Source organism: Corallococcus sp. AB032C (genome assembly GCF_003668935.1).
Classification (GTDB): domain Bacteria; phylum Myxococcota; class Myxococcia; order Myxococcales; family Myxococcaceae; genus Corallococcus; species Corallococcus exiguus.
In genome coordinates, this window is record NZ_RAWP01000023.1 from 68179 (window position 1) to 86315 (window position 18137).

Genomic DNA, 18137 nt, shown 5'->3' on the forward strand with positions numbered 1-18137 from the left:
GGAAACGGAAGTCGAGGTCTGGGAAAGGTGGCTAGCGCAGTGGTCCCTCAGGGGCAGGGCGGCATCCTGGCAGGTGCCGTCCGAGTTCCAGTGGAGGCTGGTGGGGAACCGGACCGGGCGACCGGCGAGGACCCCGACAGCCTTGATGTTCTACCCGACCCGGTCCTGGTGAAGTCACGTGGGGCGGGTGGGTTCGAGGTGCCTGAAGTCGTGACCGGACTGACGTCGCTTCCTCGTGGAGCGGGGTTGGAAGAAGGCACGACCCAGGACACCGAGAGCTCCTCCGTTCCGCCTCTGGCTGCGACAGGCCTGCTCAGGAGAAAGCCACAGGGGTCCGCCACCCCTCCCGCCTTTGTGCCGTCCGTGCCTCCGCGTGTTCCGGAGGCTCGGGGGCCATCGATGCCCGCGTCCCAGGAGGCCGCGCCTGGCCGGTCCTCGGGGCCGGCGGCACCGGGGGCCTTCGTACTAGAAGCCCCAGCGCCGAAGGGACGGGCCGTGCCAGGGTCCGCTTCGTCCGGGTCCGCCGCGTCCGAGACTCCCTCTCGTGCCCCGCGCCCGGTGCCGGGCTCGCCCTCCGCCGAGCGGGAGGCGCGGGCGATTCCCCGGGACGTCGCGCGACAGGCTCCGCCGCCAGGGGAGGCCGCGCGAGGGGCCGCTCCGGCGTTGCCGCCAGGGGAAGCCACGCGAGGGGCTGCTCCGGCGTTGCCACCGCGGCGCGAGCTCCAGGAGCCCCGTGTGCACATCGGCGAGGTGCACGTGGTCATCACCGCGCCGGCGCCCGCGCCCGCGTCTTCCTCCGCGATTCCGGGCCAGGGCTCGGACTTGCTCAACCGTCACTACCTCCGGAACGCCTGAGATGGCCCTGCCTGAATCCTCGGTCTCCGTGGCCTGCCGCTCGCTGGCGGACTTCGTTCGCGAGAGCTTCCGCCTGCAGGGGCAGACGGTCCGCGTGCCCATTGGCACGCCCGCCGCCGCCGCGCCCGCCACGGGTGACACGGACCACCGGGTCAACCTGTTCTTCCACCGCTTCGAGCCACCGCCCATGGGCGCGGACGTGCTGCCCGGTCAGTCCTGGTTCCTGCGCGTGCACTGCCTGGTGACGGCGTTCGCCGCCGCCGAGGACACGGTGAGCGCGGGGGAGAACGACCTGCGCCTGCTGGGCGAGGTCATCCGCTTCTTCCACGAGAAGCCCGTCATGGACGCGCTGGACGCCTCCGGCGAGGTGGTCCGCTTGCAGCTCATCTTCCAGCCGCTGAGCCTGGATGACATCAACCGCCTCTGGTCCACGCAGAAGGACGTCGTCTACCGGCCGTCCGTGGCCTACGAGGTGGCGCTCGTGCCGGTGGTGCCGCGCACGCGCACGCGCGAGGCGCCTCGCGTGGTGTCCGTGGGGGCCCACGTACAGCCGCAGACGCAACGCGGGCCGGTGCCGGCGGTGCCAGCCTGGACGCCGCCCCTGGCGCGGTTGAGGGTGGACCCGCGGTTGGAGGACTGGGCGCCGCAGGTTGGCTTCGTGCGCGCGGGGACCTGCACGCAGAGCCTGGTGTTCGAGGTGGGCAGTCCGGAGCTGGCGGGCTTCACGCCAGAGGTCGTGGTGGCCGGAGCGGCCGGGGCGAGCGTGCACTTCCGGTGGGACGTCTGGGATCAGACCCTGGGGTGGCGCACGGTGGACACGGCGGTCGACATGACGCCGGCCGTGCTGGAGGTGGATCCGGAGCAGCCGCCCGCCGAGTCGCGTGTGCCGGTGCCGCTGCCCTTCTCGGACCATGCGGGACAGGCCGTGCTCTATGCCGTGCGCCGCTACCGGCGCGCCGCGGACGGGCCGGAGGGCGTGGAGCTCGAGGTGCGGGGCAACCCCGTCTTCGTCACCTTGCATGGAGGTGGCGCATGAGCACGGAACCCCTGCGGGCGGAGGTGGAGCGGGTGGAGTTGCTGGGGCAGTGCCTGTCGCGGCTGCGGCAGGGCGCGTCGTTGGAGGATGCGGTGCTGGAGCGGCTGCGCGAGGCCCAGGCGCGGGTTCGGGGGGCCCGGGAGGATGGCTCGGCGTGGCGCCTGCTCCGCGCGAGCCAGCTCGCTCCCGTCGAGTACGACGTGCTGGCCTGCGCGGTGGCGCCCGAGATGGAGCCTCGCGTCGGCTGGCTCTTCCAGCAGCTCCAGCCCGGTGCGGCGCAGCCGGTGTACCCCACGGCGGCGCTCATCCAGGAGCTGCTCGCCTTGCAGCCCGCGGACGGCGCGAGGCTGTCGTCGGTGCTGTCCGAGGACGCGCCCCTGCGGCGCCTGGGATTGCTGGATCGTGATGACGGAGGCCCCTACTCGCCCATCCGGCCGAGCCGTGGTCTCACGCCGCGCCTGCTCGGAGCCCCGGAGCCGCCCCTGTCGCTCCCGGGCGCGTTGCGGGTGCCGGGCACGGCGCGCTGGGAGGAGCTGGTGCTGCCGGAGGCGAAGCTGGCGCTCCTGCGGGAGTTCCTGTTGTGGCTCCAGCATCGCGAGACAGTGGTGGAGCAATGGGGCGGCCGCGCGATGGGAGGCCCCGTGGCGTTGTTCTCCGGCCCGTCCGGGACGGGGAAGACGTTCGCCGCCTCGGTGCTCGCCACGACGATGGGCTGGGAGCTGCACCGCGTGGACCTGGGCGCGCTCGTCAGCAAGTACATCGGCGAGACGGAGAAGAACGTCAGCAAGCTCTTCGACGCGGCCCACGGGCGCGACGTCATCCTCCTCTTCGACGAGGCGGACAGCCTCTTCGGCCGCCGTGGCGAGGTGCGCGAGGCCCGCGACCGGTACGCCAACCAGGAGGTGAGCCACCTGCTGGCGCGAATCGAGCAACACACGGGGCCGTGCATCCTCACCACCAACCTCAAGGGCAACCTGGACCCGGCGTTCGCCCGCCGCTTCCAGGTGGTGGTGGAGTTCCCCCGGCCGGACGCCCGCGCGCAGGCGAGGTTGTGGCGGGGGCTGCTGCCGCCGCGCGCGCCGCTGTCGCCGGAGGTGGACCCGGAGGTGCTGGGCGCGGCGGTGAGCCTGTCCGGTGGCGGCATCCGCAACGCCGCGCTGCACGCGGCCTATCTCGCCGCGGGCGCGGGGACCCCCATCGGCATGCGGGAGCTCGCGCTCGCGGTGTGGCGCGAGCTGGGCAAGGAGGGGCGCGACGTGTCCGCGTCGGAGCTGGGGCCCTTGCGCAAGCACCTGCCCAAGGAGCTGGCGCCATGCTGACCATCGACGCGTTGCACCTGCGGCTGCCAGCGGGCTTCGAGCGCCGCGCGGACACGCTCGTCCGGCTCGTCGCGCGCGAGCTGTCTCGCGTGCACGTGGTGAGTGAGGGGACGCACCACGTGCCTTCCGCGCACCTGTCGCTGCACGTGGACCTGTCGCTGCCGGATGGGGAGGTGGCCTCGCGCATCGCCCACGCGCTCGTCTCCCATGTCAGGGGCGCGGTGGATGCTGGCCGGGTCGAAGAGGAAGGAGGCCGTGGATGGTGAGGGTGAGCCGGGGCGCGCTGGTGGAGTACGGCCTGTCCGTGCCTCCCCTGGCGCTGGTGTTCGACTTCAATCCGCGCACGCTCTCGCGCACGCGCACGCTCACCTTGCGCACGCCGGGGACGCCAGGGCTGCGCGGGGCCTACGATTTCGCGCTGCCCACGGAGACGCCCCGCGTGGCACAGGGCGTGTCGGTCGAGCCGGAGTCGTTCACGCTGGAGATCCTCCTGGACGCCACCGACCGCATGCACGAAGGCGACGCGGTGGCCGCCACGCTGGGCATCCAGCCGGAGCTGGACACGCTGCGCACGCTGGTCGAGCCGAAGTCGCAGGGGCCGGGAGGGCTCCAGCTGCTGGCCAGCCTGGGGCTCGGGTCGGAGCGGGCCTTCCAGCGCGAGCAGTTCGCGTCGGTGCTGCTGTTCGTCTGGGGCGGCCAGGTGCTGCCCGTGTTCCTGACGTCCGTCCGGGTGGAGGAGACGGACTTCCTGCCATCGCTGGTGGCCTACCGGGCGACGGTGTCGCTCACGTTGCAGGTCATCGAGGGCAACAACCCGTTCTACCTGCGGGAGAAGGCCCGTCAGCTCGTGGGCGCGGCGGTCAACAGCGGCCGGCTCACCGCGGACCTGCTCAAGGGGGTGCTGTGATGTTCCCGCGTGACTCGCGGTATGCGAAGGCCCGTGCCTTCGACGAGGACCCGGTGTTGGGGGAGGTGTTCCGCGGCGTGAGGCCTCGCGCCATCGGCCCGGCCACCGGCGTGTTGGAGCACGTGGTCCGCTCCGGTGAGCGCCTGGATCTGCTGGCGCGCCACTACTACAACGACGCGAGGCTGTGGTGGCGCATCCTGGACGCCAACCCGGGCTTCCTCTTCGGCGGCGACCTGACGCTCGACAGCTTCGTGGGCCAGGTCATCCTCATCCCCCGGGCCACGGAATAGCGCCATGCTGGCCGACCTGTTCAGCGAGCGCTTCCGGGAACCCGTCGAGTGCGCCATCGAGGTGCGAGGCCGTCCCATCACCTCGCTCTATCCGTTCCTCCGCGAAGCCAGGGTGGAGGTGAGCCGCGACCGGGTCGGCGTGGCGACGCTCGTCTTCGACACGCGCCGCGATGAGAGCGGGCGCTGGACGGTGCAGGACGCGGAGGTCCTGGCCCCCTGGGAGCCCATCCTCATCGAGGCCCGCTTCGGTCAGCACACCGAGGAGGTGCTGCGGGGCTTCGTGCGCGAGGTGCGCGCGGACTACCCCGAGGACATGGGCACCGCCCGCGTCACGGTGTCCTGCCAGGACGAATCGCTGGCGATGGACCGCGAGCACGTGCGACGCGTGTGGGGCGCGGAGGTCCCGACGTCGGACGGCGTGCTGCTGGCGGAGATCGCCGCGCGCCACGGTCTGGCGGTGGACCCCACCAGCGGCGCCGGCCTGAGCGGATTGGTGGTGCCGCAGGACTCCACCGACATCCGGTTCCTGCGTGCCCGGGCCGAGGCCAACGGGTACGAGCTGCTCATCAGAGGGGGCGTCATCTACTTCGGCCCCATGCGGCTGGACGCCGAGCCCCAACCGACCATCCGCGTCTACGCGGGCCTGGACACGCACTGTCGCGCGTTGAGCGTCACCACGGACGGGCACCGCCCGAACACGGTGGCGGTGGACCTGGCCCCCTTGTCGGGCGCGGAGCCACGCCGGCAGGAGGTGACGCCGGATCTCCCGCTGCTCGGGACCCAGCAGGCGCACGGTGGACATGAGGGGCGCGACTTCACGTGGCTGCTCACCCGCGAGGGGGCCGTGGACGAGGAGGAGCTGCTCGCCCGGGCCCGGCGCAAGGTGAACGACTTCTCCCTGCGCGTGCGCGCGGAAGGGGAGCTGGACGGCACGGCCTACGGTCATGTCCTCAAGGTGGGCCAGCCCGTGGGCGTGGACGGCGTCGGTGAGTGGCTGGGCGGCATCTACTACGTGGACGCCGTCACGCATGTCTTCTCACACGACGGTTACCGGCAGGGGCTGCGCCTCTTGCGCAATGCCTATGGGGACAACCTCGGGGGCGGGGCGCTCAACGTGCTGGGAGGACTCCTGTGACGCCAGAGCTGCTCACGGAGCTCGTCCGGCAGACGCGCGACAAGTACTTCGGCAAGTACCGGGGCTTCGTCGCGGACAACCAGGACCCGGAAGGATTGGGGCGCCTCAAGCTGCGGGTGCCGTCGGTGCTGGGCTCCGAGTCCTCGCCCTGGGCGCTGCCCTGCGTGCCCTTCGGTGGCGCCGCGGGACATGGCTGGTTCGCCATTCCGGAGGTGGATGCCCAGGTGTGGGTGGAGTTCGAGGAGGGGGACCTGCGCAGGCCCATCTGGACGGGGACGTTCTGGCAGAAGAAGGAGGACGTGCCGGAGGACGCGGCGAAGACGCCCCCCACCACGCGCCTGCTCCGCACTCCCGCGGGCCACGTGTTGCGGTTCGACGACGCGAAGGACGAGGAGGCGGTGCTGCTCCACCACCCGAAGGGGGCGCAGCTGAGCATCGACCCGAAGGGGACGGTGGCGCTGACGGACGCCAAGGGCGCCACGGTGGTGCTGGACGCGGAGGGCGAGGAGCTGCGCGTCGAGGACAGCCACGGCAACTCGCTCGTCCTGTCCTCCAGCGGCGTGCGGGTGGAGGACTCGCACGGCAACACCATCGAGACCGCGTCCTCGGGGGTGAAGGTGAAGGGTCAGCAGGTGGTGGTGGAGGGGACGCAGGTGCTGCTGGGCGGCAGTGGCGGGGAGCCCGTCATCAAGGGGCAGAGCTTCCTCACCCTGTTCGCCACGCACGTGCACACCTCGTCGGCGCCGGGGGGGCCCACGTCGCCGCCCATCCCCCAGGGCGAGATGAGCACGCTGTCGACGTCGGTGATGACGAAGTGAGGGAAAGGGACGAGGGATGAGCGAGCCATTCGATCAGCGTCAGCGCCTGGGGGACCCACCGTGCCTGGCCTTCCCGTTCCGCGTGGAGGCGCAGGGGCCGGCCATCAGCCGGCGCGGCCAGCACGTGCGGGAGCAGATCGAGCAGGTCCTCTTCACCACGCCCGGGGAGCGGGTGTTCCGCCCGGACTTCGGGGGTGGGGCGAAGATGCTGGTGTTCGAACCCAACGGCACGCCGCTGTGGGACGTGACGCGGCGGCGCATGCAGGCGGCGCTGGCGGACGCGCTGCGCGGAGAGGTGGACCCGGGCAGCCTGGAGCTGGAGGTGACGGGCGAGGAAGAGAAGCTCCAGCTCGTCGTGCGCTACCGCCTCACCACGCTGGGTGTTCCCCAGCAGCAGCTCTTCGCGGTGGGAGGCGTCGGTGGCTGACACGCCCGTCCCTGAAATCCTCTTCGAGCCCGGGCTGCCGGGGTGTGGCCGCCGCGTGGTGCGGGGACTGCCCCGGCCGCTCCCCGACGTGGGCAACGACTTCGACTGGCAGGTGCGCGACTTCGACGGCTTCCGCCGCTTCATGATGGAGGAGCTGGCGGCGCGCATCCCGGAGCGCCAGCGCTGGACGGCGGCGGACATCGAGGTCGTCCTGGTGGAGGTGCTGTCGGCGGTGCTCGACCAGCTGTCGGACATGGCGGACCGGGTCGCCGCCGAGTCCTTCCTGGAGACCGCGCGCCGGCCGGAGTCCGTGCGGCGGCTGTCGCGGCTCATCGGCTACGACGCGGAGCGCATGGCCTTCGCCGCGGGAGACATCCGCACCAACCCGGCGGCGGATGAAGAGGCGGCGAGGGCGGAGCTGGAGCAGGCCTGGGCGGCGAACCCCTTCCTGATGGAGGCGGCGCGGCGCGCGGGGCCTCGCGAGCTGCACGTCCAGCGGCGCATGGTGACGGTGGAGGACTACGGCGGGATGTTGGAGGAGCACCCGCTGGTCCGCCACGCGCAGGCCTCGCTGGAGTGGGGCGGCTCGTGGACCGTCGTGCGGGTGGCCATCATCGGGGGGAATGACCGGGTGCTGGATGCCGTGGAGGGCACGAGCGCGGCGGCCACCACGCCCGCGGACCTGCGCAAGCGCGTGGAGCGCTTCCACATCGAGCGGGGGCTGGATGCGCCGCACTGGCCGGACACCTCCCTGCGCACGTTGCTGGGCGGCTACGTGGAGACGTACCGGATGATTGGCCAGGAGGTGCAGCTCCAGGACGCGGTGCCGGTGGGCATCCAGCTGGCGTTCACCGTCCAGGTGGGGCCGGACTACTTCCAGTCCGAGGTCCGCGCCGCGGTGGAGCAGGCCCTCGGGCGCGGCCCGGGAGGGTTCTTCGCGCCGGGCCGGCTGCGCTTCGGCGAGGACGTCAACGCCAGCGACCTCATCCAGACGCTCACCGCGCTGGAGGGCGTGGAGACGGTGCAGTTGGATCAGCTCAAGCGTTTCGGCGCGCGCTACCTGGACCAGGTCGCCACCGGCCGCATCCTGCTCCAAGGCATCGAGCTGGCCACGTGTGACAACGACCCGGCCCATCCGGAGCGGGGCTCCTACACGTTGAACCTGCGGGGCGGGAGGCGAGGGTGAGCAAGTCATCGGACATCACCCGGTGGAACCGGGCGGGGTTGCGGCGCATCCGCTACGTGGACGCCAACGCGGCCACGCTGCTCGAGGAGCTCCGTGCGCGATTGGACGAGCGCTTCAACCGGCCGGAGGAGTCGGTCCGCTGGCCCGGGATGCAGGCTCCGGTTTCGGAGAGCGAGTCCGAGCGGCAGGCGCGGCTGCTGGCCCAGTACGAGGCCCCGCGTGCCTCCGTGCCGGATTGGGGTTGGGAGCTCGCCCGCGCGCTGGCGCGTGCGACGCACGTCCTCACCGAGCACGTGGATGCCTATGCCAACGAGGGCTACCTGGGGACGGCGACCCAGTGGGAGAGCCTGCGCCGGCTGGTGGAGATGATTGACTACCACCCGTCGCCTCCCGCGTCGGCCTTCGCGCCGCTGGTGGTGCACGCGAAGGCGGGGACGCGGGGGCGGCTGGGGCGCGGCTTCGCGGTGCGGCACTCGCCGCCGGACGGGGGCGCGCCTGTCACGTTCGAGTCGCTCGACGACCTGGACGTGGACGCGGAGCTCAACCTGCTCCGGCCCGCGGGGCATGGGGTGAGTCCGGACGCGCTGGGACACTCCACGAAGAAGCTGGTGTTGGAGGGGAGCCTCTCCGGCATCAACGCGGGGGAGCCCGTCGTCATCGAGAGCGAGGTGGATGGGCGGTGCGTGGCCTTCGTGGTGGACAGCGTCCTCCAGGAGGCGGGGACCACGACCCTGCGGGTGACCCCCACGCTCCCGAGCAACGTCTTCACCCTCGGGCGCACGCGCGTGCATGTCCGCCCCAAGGAGCGGTTGCCGGTCCAGGGGCCGCTGCGGACGGGCGGCGCGGTGGGGTTGACGCTGCGGCTGGCGGTGGAGCCGAGGGGCCTGCTCGCGGGGGACATCGTCACCGTGTCGGACGGGCAGCGGCGCTACTACCGGCGCGTCACCTCCGTGGACGGGAAGAAGGTGGGGTTGGACCGGAGCGTCGGCGAGCTGGCCCTGTCGCAGGCGGCGCTGGCGCGGCCGGTGGTGGTGCCGGTGGCGCGGCAGATGGGGAAGCGGATCATCTCCTCGAGTGAGCCGCCCACGGTGGAGTATTTCGTCCAGGTCCCCGGTGCCTGGCAGCGCTTGAACGGGGAGACGCTGGGGGACCCGCGCGCCTTCGAGGACCCGGTGCGGGAGTACGAGGTGCACGTGGTCTCCGCCGCCGAGGTCCCGGTGGAGACCTCCGAGGAGGCGAATCGAGGCTACACCCTGCTCAAGCTCACCCAGCGGCGCGCTGAGGGAGAGACGGAGGAGTCGCTGCTCAACCCGCAGTCCTTCCTGGCGCCGCCGCCCGCATCCGCGGGGGGCTGGGAGGTGGACACCTTCCTGATGGCGGACGACTCGGCGTCGTTGCTGCCGGGGACTTTGTGGGCGGACAAGCCCAAGGGGCTTGGGGCGGGGGACTTCGCGGTGGTGGTGACGGGCGTGCAGGCCTCGTGGGGGCGGCTGGCCTCGGTGGCGAACAACGCCGAGCTGGGGCGCACGGAGCTTGTCCCCGTGGACGGCTGGCAGGGCCGGGGCGGGGGAGAGTTTCCCCGAGCGGAGACGCGCGTGTACGGCCGCTTCCAGGAGGTGGCGCGGCTGGTGGGTTGGGAGGAGAACGCCACGCCGCTGTCCGGCACGCAGGTGCCGCTGGACGCGGTGCCGCGGGGCCTGACGTTCGGCCGCGCCGTGGTGGTGCGGCAGGAGGGCGGCACGGCGCCGCCGCTGCTCACTCGCGTGCAGGGCACCGGCGAGGGCTTCGTCGCGCTGGTGGATCCGCTGCCTCCCGGCAGCACGGTGGACAACCTCATCCTCCACGCGAACGTCGTCCTGGTGGGGCACGGAGAGCGCAAGCCCGAGGAGGTGCTGGGCAGCGGAGACGCCACCCAGACCGGGCAGGCGTTCGTGCTGAAAGAGCGCGGCCTCTCGTTCGTCGCGGACTCCACGCGCGCGTCGGGCGTGCGCGCGGACCTGGAGGTGAAGGTGGCGGGCCGCCGCTGGCAGGCGGTGGAGAGCCTGCGCGAGTCGGGCCCCACGGACCCGCACTACACGGTGCGCCTGGTTCGCGACGGGGAGCTGGCGGTCGTCTTCGGTGATGGGCGCAACGGCCGGCGACTGCCGACGGGCGCGAACAACGTGCGGGTGGGCTTCCGCGCGGGCTCGGGGCTGCGAGGCAACCTGCCCGCGGGCAGCCTCGCGAAGCCGAGCCGGCCTCATGCGCTGGTGGAGGCGGTGGAGCAGCCGCTGCCCGCTTCGGGGGGCAACGACATGGAGGACGTGGAGGCGCTGCGCCGCACCGCGCCCGCCACGGTGCTGACGCTGGAGCGCGCGGTGTCGACGGAGGACTTCGCCAGCCTCGCCATGGGGCACAGCAGCGTCTGGCAGGCGCGCGCGCTGCTCAAGCGCAACCCCGGCTCCCGCATGGAGCTGGTGGAGGTGGTGGTGGTGCCCGCGGACGGTGGAGAGCTGGGGCCCCTGAAGCAGTCCCTGGCGGACTTCCTGCGCGCCCACGCGCTGCCGGGCGTGGAGGTGTCTCTCTCCCGCTACCTCAGCGAGCCGGTGACGCTCGACGTGGAGGTGGAGGTGGACACGCGGGCCTTCAACCCGGACGCGGTGGTGCAGGCGGTGCGGGCGGCGCTGCTGGACGCGCTGTCGCTGCGGCACCGGGGGCTGGGACAGGCGCTGTACCTCAGTGACGTCTACAAGGTGGTGGAGGCCGTGACGGGTGTGGAGAGTTCCATCTGTGTGATGGCCGGTGTGCCGGGGCTGCAGCGCAAGGACGCGCCGTCCGGCGCGCACGTCGTCTACCTGGCGCCGGAGGGGCAGGACCTGTCCGTGCGCTTCAAGGAGTACTCACTGTGAGCTCGGGAAGCGGGGGGACGGGGAGCGGGCTCGGCGCGCAGCTCTACGGGCTGCTGCCGGAGGTGTACCGCACGCGCGACAACGGCGACCTGCGCGACTACCTGGGGTCTTGTGGCGAGGTGCTGGACCTGGTCCGCGGGGTGATGGCCCAGCGGTTGGCGGATGCGTTCCCCGACCATCCGGACGCCCAGGGCTGGACGCTGCCGTACCTGGCGGAGCTCCTGGACGTGAAGCTGCTGTCGCCCGCGGAGCCGGAGCAGCGGCGTGAGCTGTCCCAGGCCGTGTCGCTGCGCCAGCGCAAGGGCACGCCCGGGTCGGTGGCCCAGGTCGCCCAGGATGTCGGCCAGTACGCGTGGGACACGGAGGACCCGCGGAACGAGCCCTCCGAGCCTGTCTACCTCCAGGAGGGGTGGAGGCGGGTGGCGGTGACGCCGCGCGTGGGACAGCCGTTGCTGCCGCCGGAGTCGCTCGGGGCCCTGCCACTTCCGGCGGGGGCGCCAGCGCGACGGCACCCGGCGCTGCCCGCGGCGACGGTGGACCTGCGGTACCTGTCCCGCAAGGTGGCGCTGCCGCCGCGTGGGGATGGTTCGTCGCGGCCGCCGTTGCAGGAGAACGTGCACGGCATCCCCGCGGCGCCCGGCCACTTCGACGACGTCTCCCGGCGGACGCCGGACCTGCGCCGGCCCTCCGCGCGGCAGGGACAGGTCCACCCCAAGCGCGTCGCGGTCTTCACGCTGCCCAGGGTGGGGTTCTTCCCTCCGGGCTGGGAGCTCGGAGACACGCGTCCGCTGCCCGTGCCCCCGGAGTCGTCGCGCGTGCTGCCCCGACGCCGTCAGGGGCCCCTGACGCCCGAGCCGGAGTCGGGCGACTACGTCCTCGAGAACCTCGTCCTCCCCGAGGGAGAGGACGTCATCGTCGGCAATCGGCCGCTGGTGATGCGCAACTGCGTCGTCCAGGGCAACGTGTACATCGACGTTCCCGATACCGCGCACGTCATCGAGGACTGCATCGTCACGGGGATGGTGACGAAGAACCTGGGGAACGAGCTCGTCGTCCGCCGCTCCGCCATCGGCCACCTCCAACTGGAGGCGGGCACGCTGGACGTGGTCGGCGCGACGGTGGAGGACAGCCTCCTGGGTTCACTCGAGAGCACGGCGTTGATCACGTTGCTGAGCGTGACGGTGCTCGGCTCGATGGACGTGGCGCGGTGCTTCGCCAACGACTCGCTCTTCGCGGGCTCCGTCACTCCCCACCCTGGGGTGGGCAACTGCTTCCGCTACTGCCGGCTGCCAGAGGCCGCGCTGGGGGCGTACACCGTGGAGGGGCAGCCCGCGGAGGCGTACGCGTGTACGAGCGAGGTGCCCCGTTTCCGCGCCACCGTCTTCGGAGCACCCGGCGCTGGCGTGCTCGCGAGCGACAGCGGCGCGAGGCTGCTTGATGGCGCGGAGGATGGCGGGGAGCTGGGGGCCTACCGCCACCGTCGCTATTCGTTGCGCGACGAGGCGGTGCTCGCCCGGCTCCGTGAATCCCTGCCCGCGGGCATGAGCGCCATCCTGGTTCCCGACGAACGGCTGGGCCTGGCCCTGCCCGTCGTCACGCCTCCTTCCACCTGATTCCCGCTTCGACTCCAGCGGAGTTCCTCATCATGAAGACCCAGATTTCACGCGACTCCCACGACTCCTCCAAGGGCTACTCCGGCGTCTACCAGCAGCAGGGGCGGATGCTCACCGACGCGGACTGGAACGAGTTGGTGTCCATCATCAACGACCGCGTCACCAGCGCGCTGCGGGACGTGGTGGGCAGCGGCGGCCCCGCCACCGGCAAGCTGCTCATCTCCAACACGCTGCAGATGACGCCCGGCAGCGTCTACGCGGACGGGCTGATGGCCTCGCTGCCCGGCACGACGCCCTTCACCTACGCCACCCAGCCGGACTTCCCGTTGGCTCCGGGGGCGCCCGCGGTGGGCGAGAGCCTCTACGCGGACGTCTGGGAGCGGCCGGTGTTGTTCCTGGAGGACCCGAACCTCCAGGACCCGGGGCTGCACGGCGCGGACACGAGCACGCGCACGCAGGTGATGCTGCAGATCAAGCGCTGCCCCGCGGGCCAGCAACCCACGGACCCGCTCGTCAACCCGGGGCGGGGCAACGCGCCGCTCACCCTGTCCCAGCGCGTGGGGGGCACGGGGCCCGCCGCCCAGTTCACGGGCAACTACCTCTTCCGGCTGGAGGTGCATGACGTGAAGGGCTCGCCCACGGCCCCCAGCGAGCTCACGTTGAAGTGGTCGAGCGAGAACGCGGCCGAGGCCTACGCGAACGGGCCTCGCGTGCCCCAGGACTACCAGGGCAACGACTGGCTCTACGAGTTCTACAACGCCGCGACGGAGCTCCACCTGGGCGTGCACCTCGGCACGCCGCCGGCGGGGTTCCCCGCGCGCGGCCGGTTGGAGGCGGGCTACCCGGTCTCCGTGCCCGACGCGGCCACGTACCCGTTCGTCCGCAGGTGGGACGGCTGGTGCACGCTGACGCGCAACACCACGACGGGAGTCTGGACCTTCGTCAGCGGAGGGAGGGATCGCGGCGCGCTGCTGTCCACGGCCAATGCGCAGGGCGTGCATGGCCATGTGCGCATCGAGAGCGGCGTGCTGCACCTGGAGCTCCAGGACCTGGCGCTCGCGCTCACCCTGACGGGAGGGGGCACCACCAGCCGAGCCTTCGTCGCCGGGGACTACTGGCTGGCGCCCGTGCGCGAACAGGATGCCGCGGGGGACCAGGTCCTGAGCGGCGCGCAGCCCGTGGGGCTCCTCCATCGCTACGTGAAGCTGGGCGTCGTCGCGTCGGGCTCCTTCACGCCGGAGCGGACGCTGGGGTTCCCCTCGTTGACACGGCTGATGTCGCCGTCCGTGGGGGACTCGGGGGCGAACTACGTGGGCACGGAGGCGCACGCGGACGTGACGGGCACCACGGTGCAATCACAGCTCAGCTCGCTCATCCCCGTGTTGAACAAGGCGAACTCCGCGTCGAATGGTTCGGGCCTGATTGGCAGCGCGGCCATCACCGGCACGCCGAAGAACCTGACGGCGGGCACGGTCCGGAGCCAGCTCACCCAGCTCGTCACCCACGTCAACACCCACGTGGCGTCGACCTCCACGGACCACGACGCGCGCTACTACCCGCGAGCGGACGCGAACGCGACGTTCGCTTCCACGAGCCACCACCACGATGCGCGGTACCCCTCGATTCTCTACCAGTGGGCGTTCACCCTGAACCACGGCGGGTCATGGACGATGGTGCTGCCCCTCTTCACCCAGCCGCCGCTCGTCGCGATGGGACTGAAGGTCCTGGTCCCTCAGGGAGACGAGGATGACCACTACTTCGTCTTCAACGGGCCGATCCACTCGCAAATCAGGGTGGAGCTCTACTACGCGACGAGCAGCTCCCAGCAGCTCATCGTGTGGAACACCTCCAACGAGAACGTCGACGTGCGGCTTCGCCTGTTCGACGTGCGGTAGGTCCCGGGGTCAGCCCTGGGTGCGCAGCAACGACTCCAGCTCCGGGCATGAGAGCCCGGAGTGCGAGGACAGGGCCTCCAGGAGGGCCGTGCGCGCCGGGCCCTCCTGCAGCCGGAGGAAGATGGGGGAGAGCTCTTCGATGGCCTTCTTCCGCTCGGAGGCGGAGGCGCCGCGCCCCTGGGGCAGGGCGGTGGAGAGGAGGTAGTCGGTGAGGGGGAGCGCCTCGGAGAGCAGGCGGCGCATGGCCCCGGCTCCGGCGCGGAGGATGAACTCGTCCGGGTCCTCCTTGCCAGGGAGCTGCACCACGCGAGTCCTCGGGCCGTAGAGCAGCAACAGGTCGCTGTTCTGCTGGATGCCTCGCCAGCCTCCGAGGTCTGGATCCAACATGACCACCAGCTCGCGGGCCCCCGCGGCGAGCAGCAAGTCGATCCGGGCCGTGCTCAGGGTGGTGGCGATGAGGCCGACGCTGTGGGGGAAGCCGGCCTGGTGCAGCAGCATGCAGTCGAAGCCTCCCTCGACGACGATGGCGGAGCCCTCGCCGCGGATGGCGTCGCGGGCGTGGGTCAGCCCGAAGAGCGTCGTGTCGCGGATGAAGATGGAGGAGTTCCGGGTGTCCAGGTACTTGAGTCGTTGATGGGGAGGGAGGTCCCGTCCGATGAATGAGAGGGGTTGTCCTTCCGGGGAGCAGAACGGGAGCATGACGCGCCGCTTGAAGTGGTCCGTGTAGTGGTCGCCCTCCCTCGGATGGCGCAACACGCCCGCACGGTCACCTGCGTCGAGGAGGCCCTCGCGTGCGAGTGTCTCCGCCAGCGCCGTCCCCGATGCAGAGGCGTAGCCGAGACCGAAGGCCCGGGCACTCTCCAGCGCGACTCCGCGCGAGGCGATGTAATCCCTTGCGGCCTGTCCCTCCTCAGGGTCCCAGAGACGCGATTGGAAATGGGTTGCCGCGAGGGTGACACACCGATGGAGTTCCTCTTGTTCCAGTCGAGCCGCCTGCTGGAAAGCGTTCTCCTCGCCGCGCGTCTCGGTCTGGCTCATGGATGACAGGATAGCGCGGGAATGGCGCTCACGCCCTCACCCGGTGGACGTACGCCCCGCTGGCAATGACAGCCGTGGAGCCTCACCAGGTCCTCGCAGATACGAGGCATCCAGCTGATCCAGACGAGGGCAGCCCAACAGCGTCAAGGTGCGATCAATCTCCTTGCGGAAGAGCTCCAGCGCGAGTTCCACGCCGGCCTGGCCATCGGCGGCCAACCCATACAGGTAGGGCCGGCCAATCATGCAGGCTCGCGCGCCCAAGGCGATTGCCTTCACCACATCCGAGCCACGGCGAACGCCGCCGTCCAGGATGACCTCCGCGCGCCCACCCACGGCGTCGACGATCTCGGGCAACACGTCGAGAGCGGCAGGCAGGCCATCCAGCTGCCTCCCACCGTGGTTGGAGACGACGAGGGCCTGGACTCCGCGCTCCACGGCGCGCCGGGCATCCTCGGCGCAACTGAGACCCTTGAGCACCAGCGGACCGGGCCACAGCTCCCGAAGCCACTCCAGATCCGCCCAGGTGATGGAGGCATCGAACTGGCGCGAGGTATAGGCAGCCACGGAGACCGCATCCCGGCGCGTCAGTGCCTTGCTGTCCTCGAAGTTTCCGAAGGTGGCCCGGGGCGAGCGGGTCATCCGCAGCACCCAACCCAGGTGCAACAGGAGGTCAAAGGCATTGGCCACCGTGAGGCGCGGCGGCACCGTGAAGCCATTGCGCACGTCACGCTCGCGATTCCCCATGTCCGGGACATCCACCGTCACGCAAAGCGCCGTGTAGCCCGCGGCCTTCGCCCGTTCCACGAGCGAACGCGTGATGCCACGATCCTTCCAGATGTAGAGCTGAAACCACCCCGGTGCCGGAACCGCCGCGGCGACCTCTTCAATGGTGCACACCGACATGGTGCTCAGCGTGAAGAGGGCCCCCTTCTTCACGGCAGCCCGAGCCGCGAGGCGCTCCCCGCCCGGCGCGAGCAGGCCCGCGAGGCCCACCGGCCCGAGGATCAACGGGAGCTCCAGCCGCTGCCCCAGCAGCGTCGTTGACAGGTCCCGCGTGCTGACGTCCACCAGCGAGCGAGCCCGGAACGCATGGCGGCCAAAGGCTTCCCGGTTGGCGCGCACCGTGAACTCGTCGTCCGCGCCTCCCTCCACGAAATCGAAGAGGAAGCGTGGAATCCGGCGCCGCGCCCGCTGACGCAGATCCTCGATATTGGCTGTCTTGGGCATGTCCGTCTTCAGCCTCGTTAGGAGGGCTGGAGTTCAAGTCAACCATTCGTAATCCCCCAAAATCGCATTCCCCGCAAGGGCCTACCTTTCGTGGGTCGGGGTCGTTTATCGTCTCGCGGAGGCACGGGTGGTTTGCGTGCCCTGCTCCTGTCCGGGTCGCTCTCGCCATGCTCCTGCAAAACGCGCTTCACGCTTCGTTGACGGATCCGAGTCTGGAGGTCATGAACTTCCTGAACGAGATCGCGATCCGCTTTCCAGAGGCGATCTCGTTCGCCCCGGGGAGGCCGAACGAGCAGTTCTATGAAGCCGAAAAGCTCACCGTGTATCTCGACGCGTACCGCCGCTATCTGCGCGAGGAACGCGGGCTGACCGAGGCGCAGGTCAAGACGCAATTGTTTCAATACGGTCGGACCAATGGTCACATCCACGATCTGATCGCGCGGATGCTGGAGAAGGACGAGGGAATCCGGGCCGCGAAGGAGTCCATCGTCGTCACGGTCGGGTGCCAGGAGGGGATGTTCATCTCCTTGCGCGCGCTGTTTTCAGCGCCCACCGATGTCTTGCTGGTGGGAATGCCTTGTTACATCGGCATCACCGGCGCGGCCAAGCTCCTGGGAATCGAGATCGTCCCCGTGACGGAGCGCGAGGACGGGTTGGATCTGCGGGAGCTTGAAGACACGCTGAGCAGGCTCAAGGCGGAAGGCAAACAGCCCCGAGCGCTCTACCTCGTCGCGGACTTCGCCAATCCCTCTGGGAAGAGCCTCCCGGTGCCGGCACGCAAGCGTCTGCTGGAAATCGCCAGGGGCGCGGGGTTTCTCATCATCGAGGACAACCCCTACGGCTTCTTCTTCCGGGAGGGCCCCCGGAAGCCCACCCTCAAATCCATGGATGAGCACCAGCAGGTCATCTACCTGGGCTCGTTCTCGAAGTCCGCCTTCCCTGGCGTGCGGGTGGGCTACGCGGTGGCGGACCAGCGCGTCCTGGGCACCACGGGGAAGCAGCACCTGTTGGCGGACGAGTTCTCGAAGATCAAGAGCATGCTGACCGTGAATACGCCCGCCATCAGCCAGGCCATCATCGGCGGGATGCTGGTGATGAATGAGGGGGGACTCCTTGACGCGAACCGCGAGGCGATTCGCTTCTACAAGGAGAACATGGACGCCACCCTCGCGGCGCTGGAGCGTCACTTCCCGAGGAGCGAGGCCTGGGCGCGCGGCGTGACGTGGAACGTTCCCGAGGGCGGCTTCTTCCTGGTGATGAAGCTTCCCATCGAGGCCGACGAAGCCCTGCTCGAGCAGTCCGCGAAGCACCACCAGGTCATCTGGACGCCCATGCGGTATTTCTACCTGGGCTCGGGAGGAGAGACCGAGCTGCGGCTCTCCTGCAGCTATCTCACTCCCGCCGAGATTGAAGAGGGAATCACTCGCCTGGCCAGGCTGATCCGTTCGGCGCTGGAGCAGCAGCCCGCCCGGGCGCTCTCCGTGGGGTGAGGTTGTAGCGGGC

Annotated in this window: 15 protein-coding genes; 13 read left to right on the forward strand and 2 right to left on the reverse strand. The window is 70.7% G+C overall.

Features of this window, described 5'->3' with window-relative positions; translation table 11 throughout:
• The first annotated feature begins 856 nt into the window (after positions 1–856).
• From D7X99_RS13110 to D7X99_RS13165, 12 genes are read left to right on the forward strand one after another with little or no spacing between them, the layout of a single operon-like run.
• Positions 857–1891 (forward strand): DUF4255 domain-containing protein, encoded by a 1035-nt coding sequence (locus D7X99_RS13110; RefSeq protein ID WP_121778094.1) that lies wholly within the window; start codon positions 857–859, stop codon positions 1889–1891.
• Positions 1888–3210, forward strand: coding sequence for an ATP-binding protein (locus D7X99_RS13115; protein WP_121778095.1), 1323 nt, complete (start codon positions 1888–1890; stop codon positions 3208–3210). The genes D7X99_RS13110 and D7X99_RS13115 overlap by 4 nt, the downstream gene beginning before the upstream one ends.
• Entirely contained in the window at positions 3204–3476 is a 273-nt protein-coding gene (locus D7X99_RS13120) for a hypothetical protein (protein ID WP_121778096.1), read from the forward strand. The genes D7X99_RS13115 and D7X99_RS13120 overlap by 7 nt, the downstream gene beginning before the upstream one ends.
• Positions 3470–4117, forward strand: a complete 648-nt coding sequence (locus D7X99_RS13125) for a hypothetical protein (RefSeq protein WP_121778097.1) — start codon at positions 3470–3472, stop codon at positions 4115–4117. Before D7X99_RS13120 ends, D7X99_RS13125 begins: the two co-directional genes overlap by 7 nt.
• A complete protein-coding gene (locus D7X99_RS13130; protein ID WP_120616579.1) occupies positions 4117–4407 on the forward strand; it encodes a LysM peptidoglycan-binding domain-containing protein in 291 nt (96 codons plus the stop codon). The genes D7X99_RS13125 and D7X99_RS13130 overlap by 1 nt, the downstream gene beginning before the upstream one ends.
• A 4-nt stretch (positions 4408–4411) precedes the next feature.
• Positions 4412–5542, forward strand: a complete 1131-nt coding sequence (locus tag D7X99_RS13135) for a phage late control D family protein (protein WP_121778098.1) — start codon at positions 4412–4414, stop codon at positions 5540–5542.
• Positions 5539–6360, forward strand: coding sequence for a phage baseplate assembly protein V (locus D7X99_RS13140; protein WP_121778099.1), 822 nt, complete (start codon positions 5539–5541; stop codon positions 6358–6360). The genes D7X99_RS13135 and D7X99_RS13140 overlap by 4 nt, the downstream gene beginning before the upstream one ends.
• 16 nt (positions 6361–6376) lie before the next feature.
• Positions 6377–6787, forward strand: coding sequence for a GPW/gp25 family protein (locus D7X99_RS13145; protein ID WP_121778100.1), 411 nt, complete (start codon positions 6377–6379; stop codon positions 6785–6787).
• Positions 6780–7973 carry a hypothetical protein gene (locus tag D7X99_RS13150; protein WP_121778101.1) on the forward strand — a complete coding sequence of 398 codons (1194 nt, stop codon included), beginning with the start codon at positions 6780–6782 and terminating at the stop codon, positions 7971–7973. Before D7X99_RS13145 ends, D7X99_RS13150 begins: the two co-directional genes overlap by 8 nt.
• A complete protein-coding gene (locus tag D7X99_RS13155; protein ID WP_121778102.1) occupies positions 7970–10861 on the forward strand; it encodes a baseplate J/gp47 family protein in 2892 nt (963 codons plus the stop codon). The genes D7X99_RS13150 and D7X99_RS13155 overlap by 4 nt, the downstream gene beginning before the upstream one ends.
• Positions 10858–12474, forward strand: coding sequence for a phage tail protein (locus D7X99_RS13160; protein WP_121778103.1), 1617 nt, complete (start codon positions 10858–10860; stop codon positions 12472–12474). Before D7X99_RS13155 ends, D7X99_RS13160 begins: the two co-directional genes overlap by 4 nt.
• A gap of 32 nt (positions 12475–12506) precedes the next feature.
• Complete coding sequence (locus D7X99_RS13165; protein WP_121778104.1) at positions 12507–14369, forward strand: DUF6519 domain-containing protein; 1863 nt, start codon at positions 12507–12509, stop codon at positions 14367–14369.
• Positions 14370–14378: 9 nt separating this feature from the next.
• Here the strand turns inward: D7X99_RS13165 and D7X99_RS13170 are convergent, their stop codons facing one another.
• Complete coding sequence (locus D7X99_RS13170; protein WP_121778105.1) at positions 14379–15407, reverse strand: toprim domain-containing protein; 1029 nt, start codon at positions 15405–15407, stop codon at positions 14379–14381.
• 36 nt (positions 15408–15443) lie between these two features.
• A complete protein-coding gene (locus tag D7X99_RS13175; protein ID WP_121778106.1) occupies positions 15444–16634 on the reverse strand; it encodes an alpha-hydroxy acid oxidase in 1191 nt (396 codons plus the stop codon).
• A gap of 221 nt (positions 16635–16855) precedes the next feature.
• Here D7X99_RS13175 and D7X99_RS13180 point away from each other — a divergent pair, with 221 nt between their 5' ends.
• Positions 16856–18124, forward strand: coding sequence for a PLP-dependent aminotransferase family protein (locus D7X99_RS13180; RefSeq protein WP_199756339.1), 1269 nt, complete (start codon positions 16856–16858; stop codon positions 18122–18124).
• Positions 18125–18137: the final 13 nt, after the last annotated feature.

What these genes read in the sequence shown, in the direction of transcription:
- D7X99_RS13110 (WP_121778094.1), top strand. Translation starts at nt 857, where the DNA reads ATGGCCCTGCCTGAATCCTCGGTCTCCGTGGCCTGCCGCTCGCTGGCG.
- D7X99_RS13115 (WP_121778095.1), top strand. Translation starts at nt 1,888, where the DNA reads ATGAGCACGGAACCCCTGCGGGCGGAGGTGGAGCGGGTGGAGTTGCTG.
- D7X99_RS13120 (WP_121778096.1), top strand. Translation starts at nt 3,204, where the DNA reads ATGCTGACCATCGACGCGTTGCACCTGCGGCTGCCAGCGGGCTTCGAG.
- D7X99_RS13125 (WP_121778097.1), top strand. Translation starts at nt 3,470, where the DNA reads ATGGTGAGGGTGAGCCGGGGCGCGCTGGTGGAGTACGGCCTGTCCGTG.
- D7X99_RS13130 (WP_120616579.1), top strand. Translation starts at nt 4,117, where the DNA reads ATGTTCCCGCGTGACTCGCGGTATGCGAAGGCCCGTGCCTTCGACGAG.
- D7X99_RS13135 (WP_121778098.1), top strand. Translation starts at nt 4,412, where the DNA reads ATGCTGGCCGACCTGTTCAGCGAGCGCTTCCGGGAACCCGTCGAGTGC.
- D7X99_RS13145 (WP_121778100.1), top strand. Translation starts at nt 6,377, where the DNA reads ATGAGCGAGCCATTCGATCAGCGTCAGCGCCTGGGGGACCCACCGTGC.
- D7X99_RS13165 (WP_121778104.1), top strand. Translation starts at nt 12,507, where the DNA reads ATGAAGACCCAGATTTCACGCGACTCCCACGACTCCTCCAAGGGCTAC.
- D7X99_RS13170 (WP_121778105.1), bottom strand. Translation starts at nt 15,407, where the DNA reads ATGAGCCAGACCGAGACGCGCGGCGAGGAGAACGCTTTCCAGCAGGCG.
- D7X99_RS13175 (WP_121778106.1), bottom strand. Translation starts at nt 16,634, where the DNA reads ATGCCCAAGACAGCCAATATCGAGGATCTGCGTCAGCGGGCGCGGCGC.
- D7X99_RS13180 (WP_199756339.1), top strand. Translation starts at nt 16,856, where the DNA reads ATGAACTTCCTGAACGAGATCGCGATCCGCTTTCCAGAGGCGATCTCG.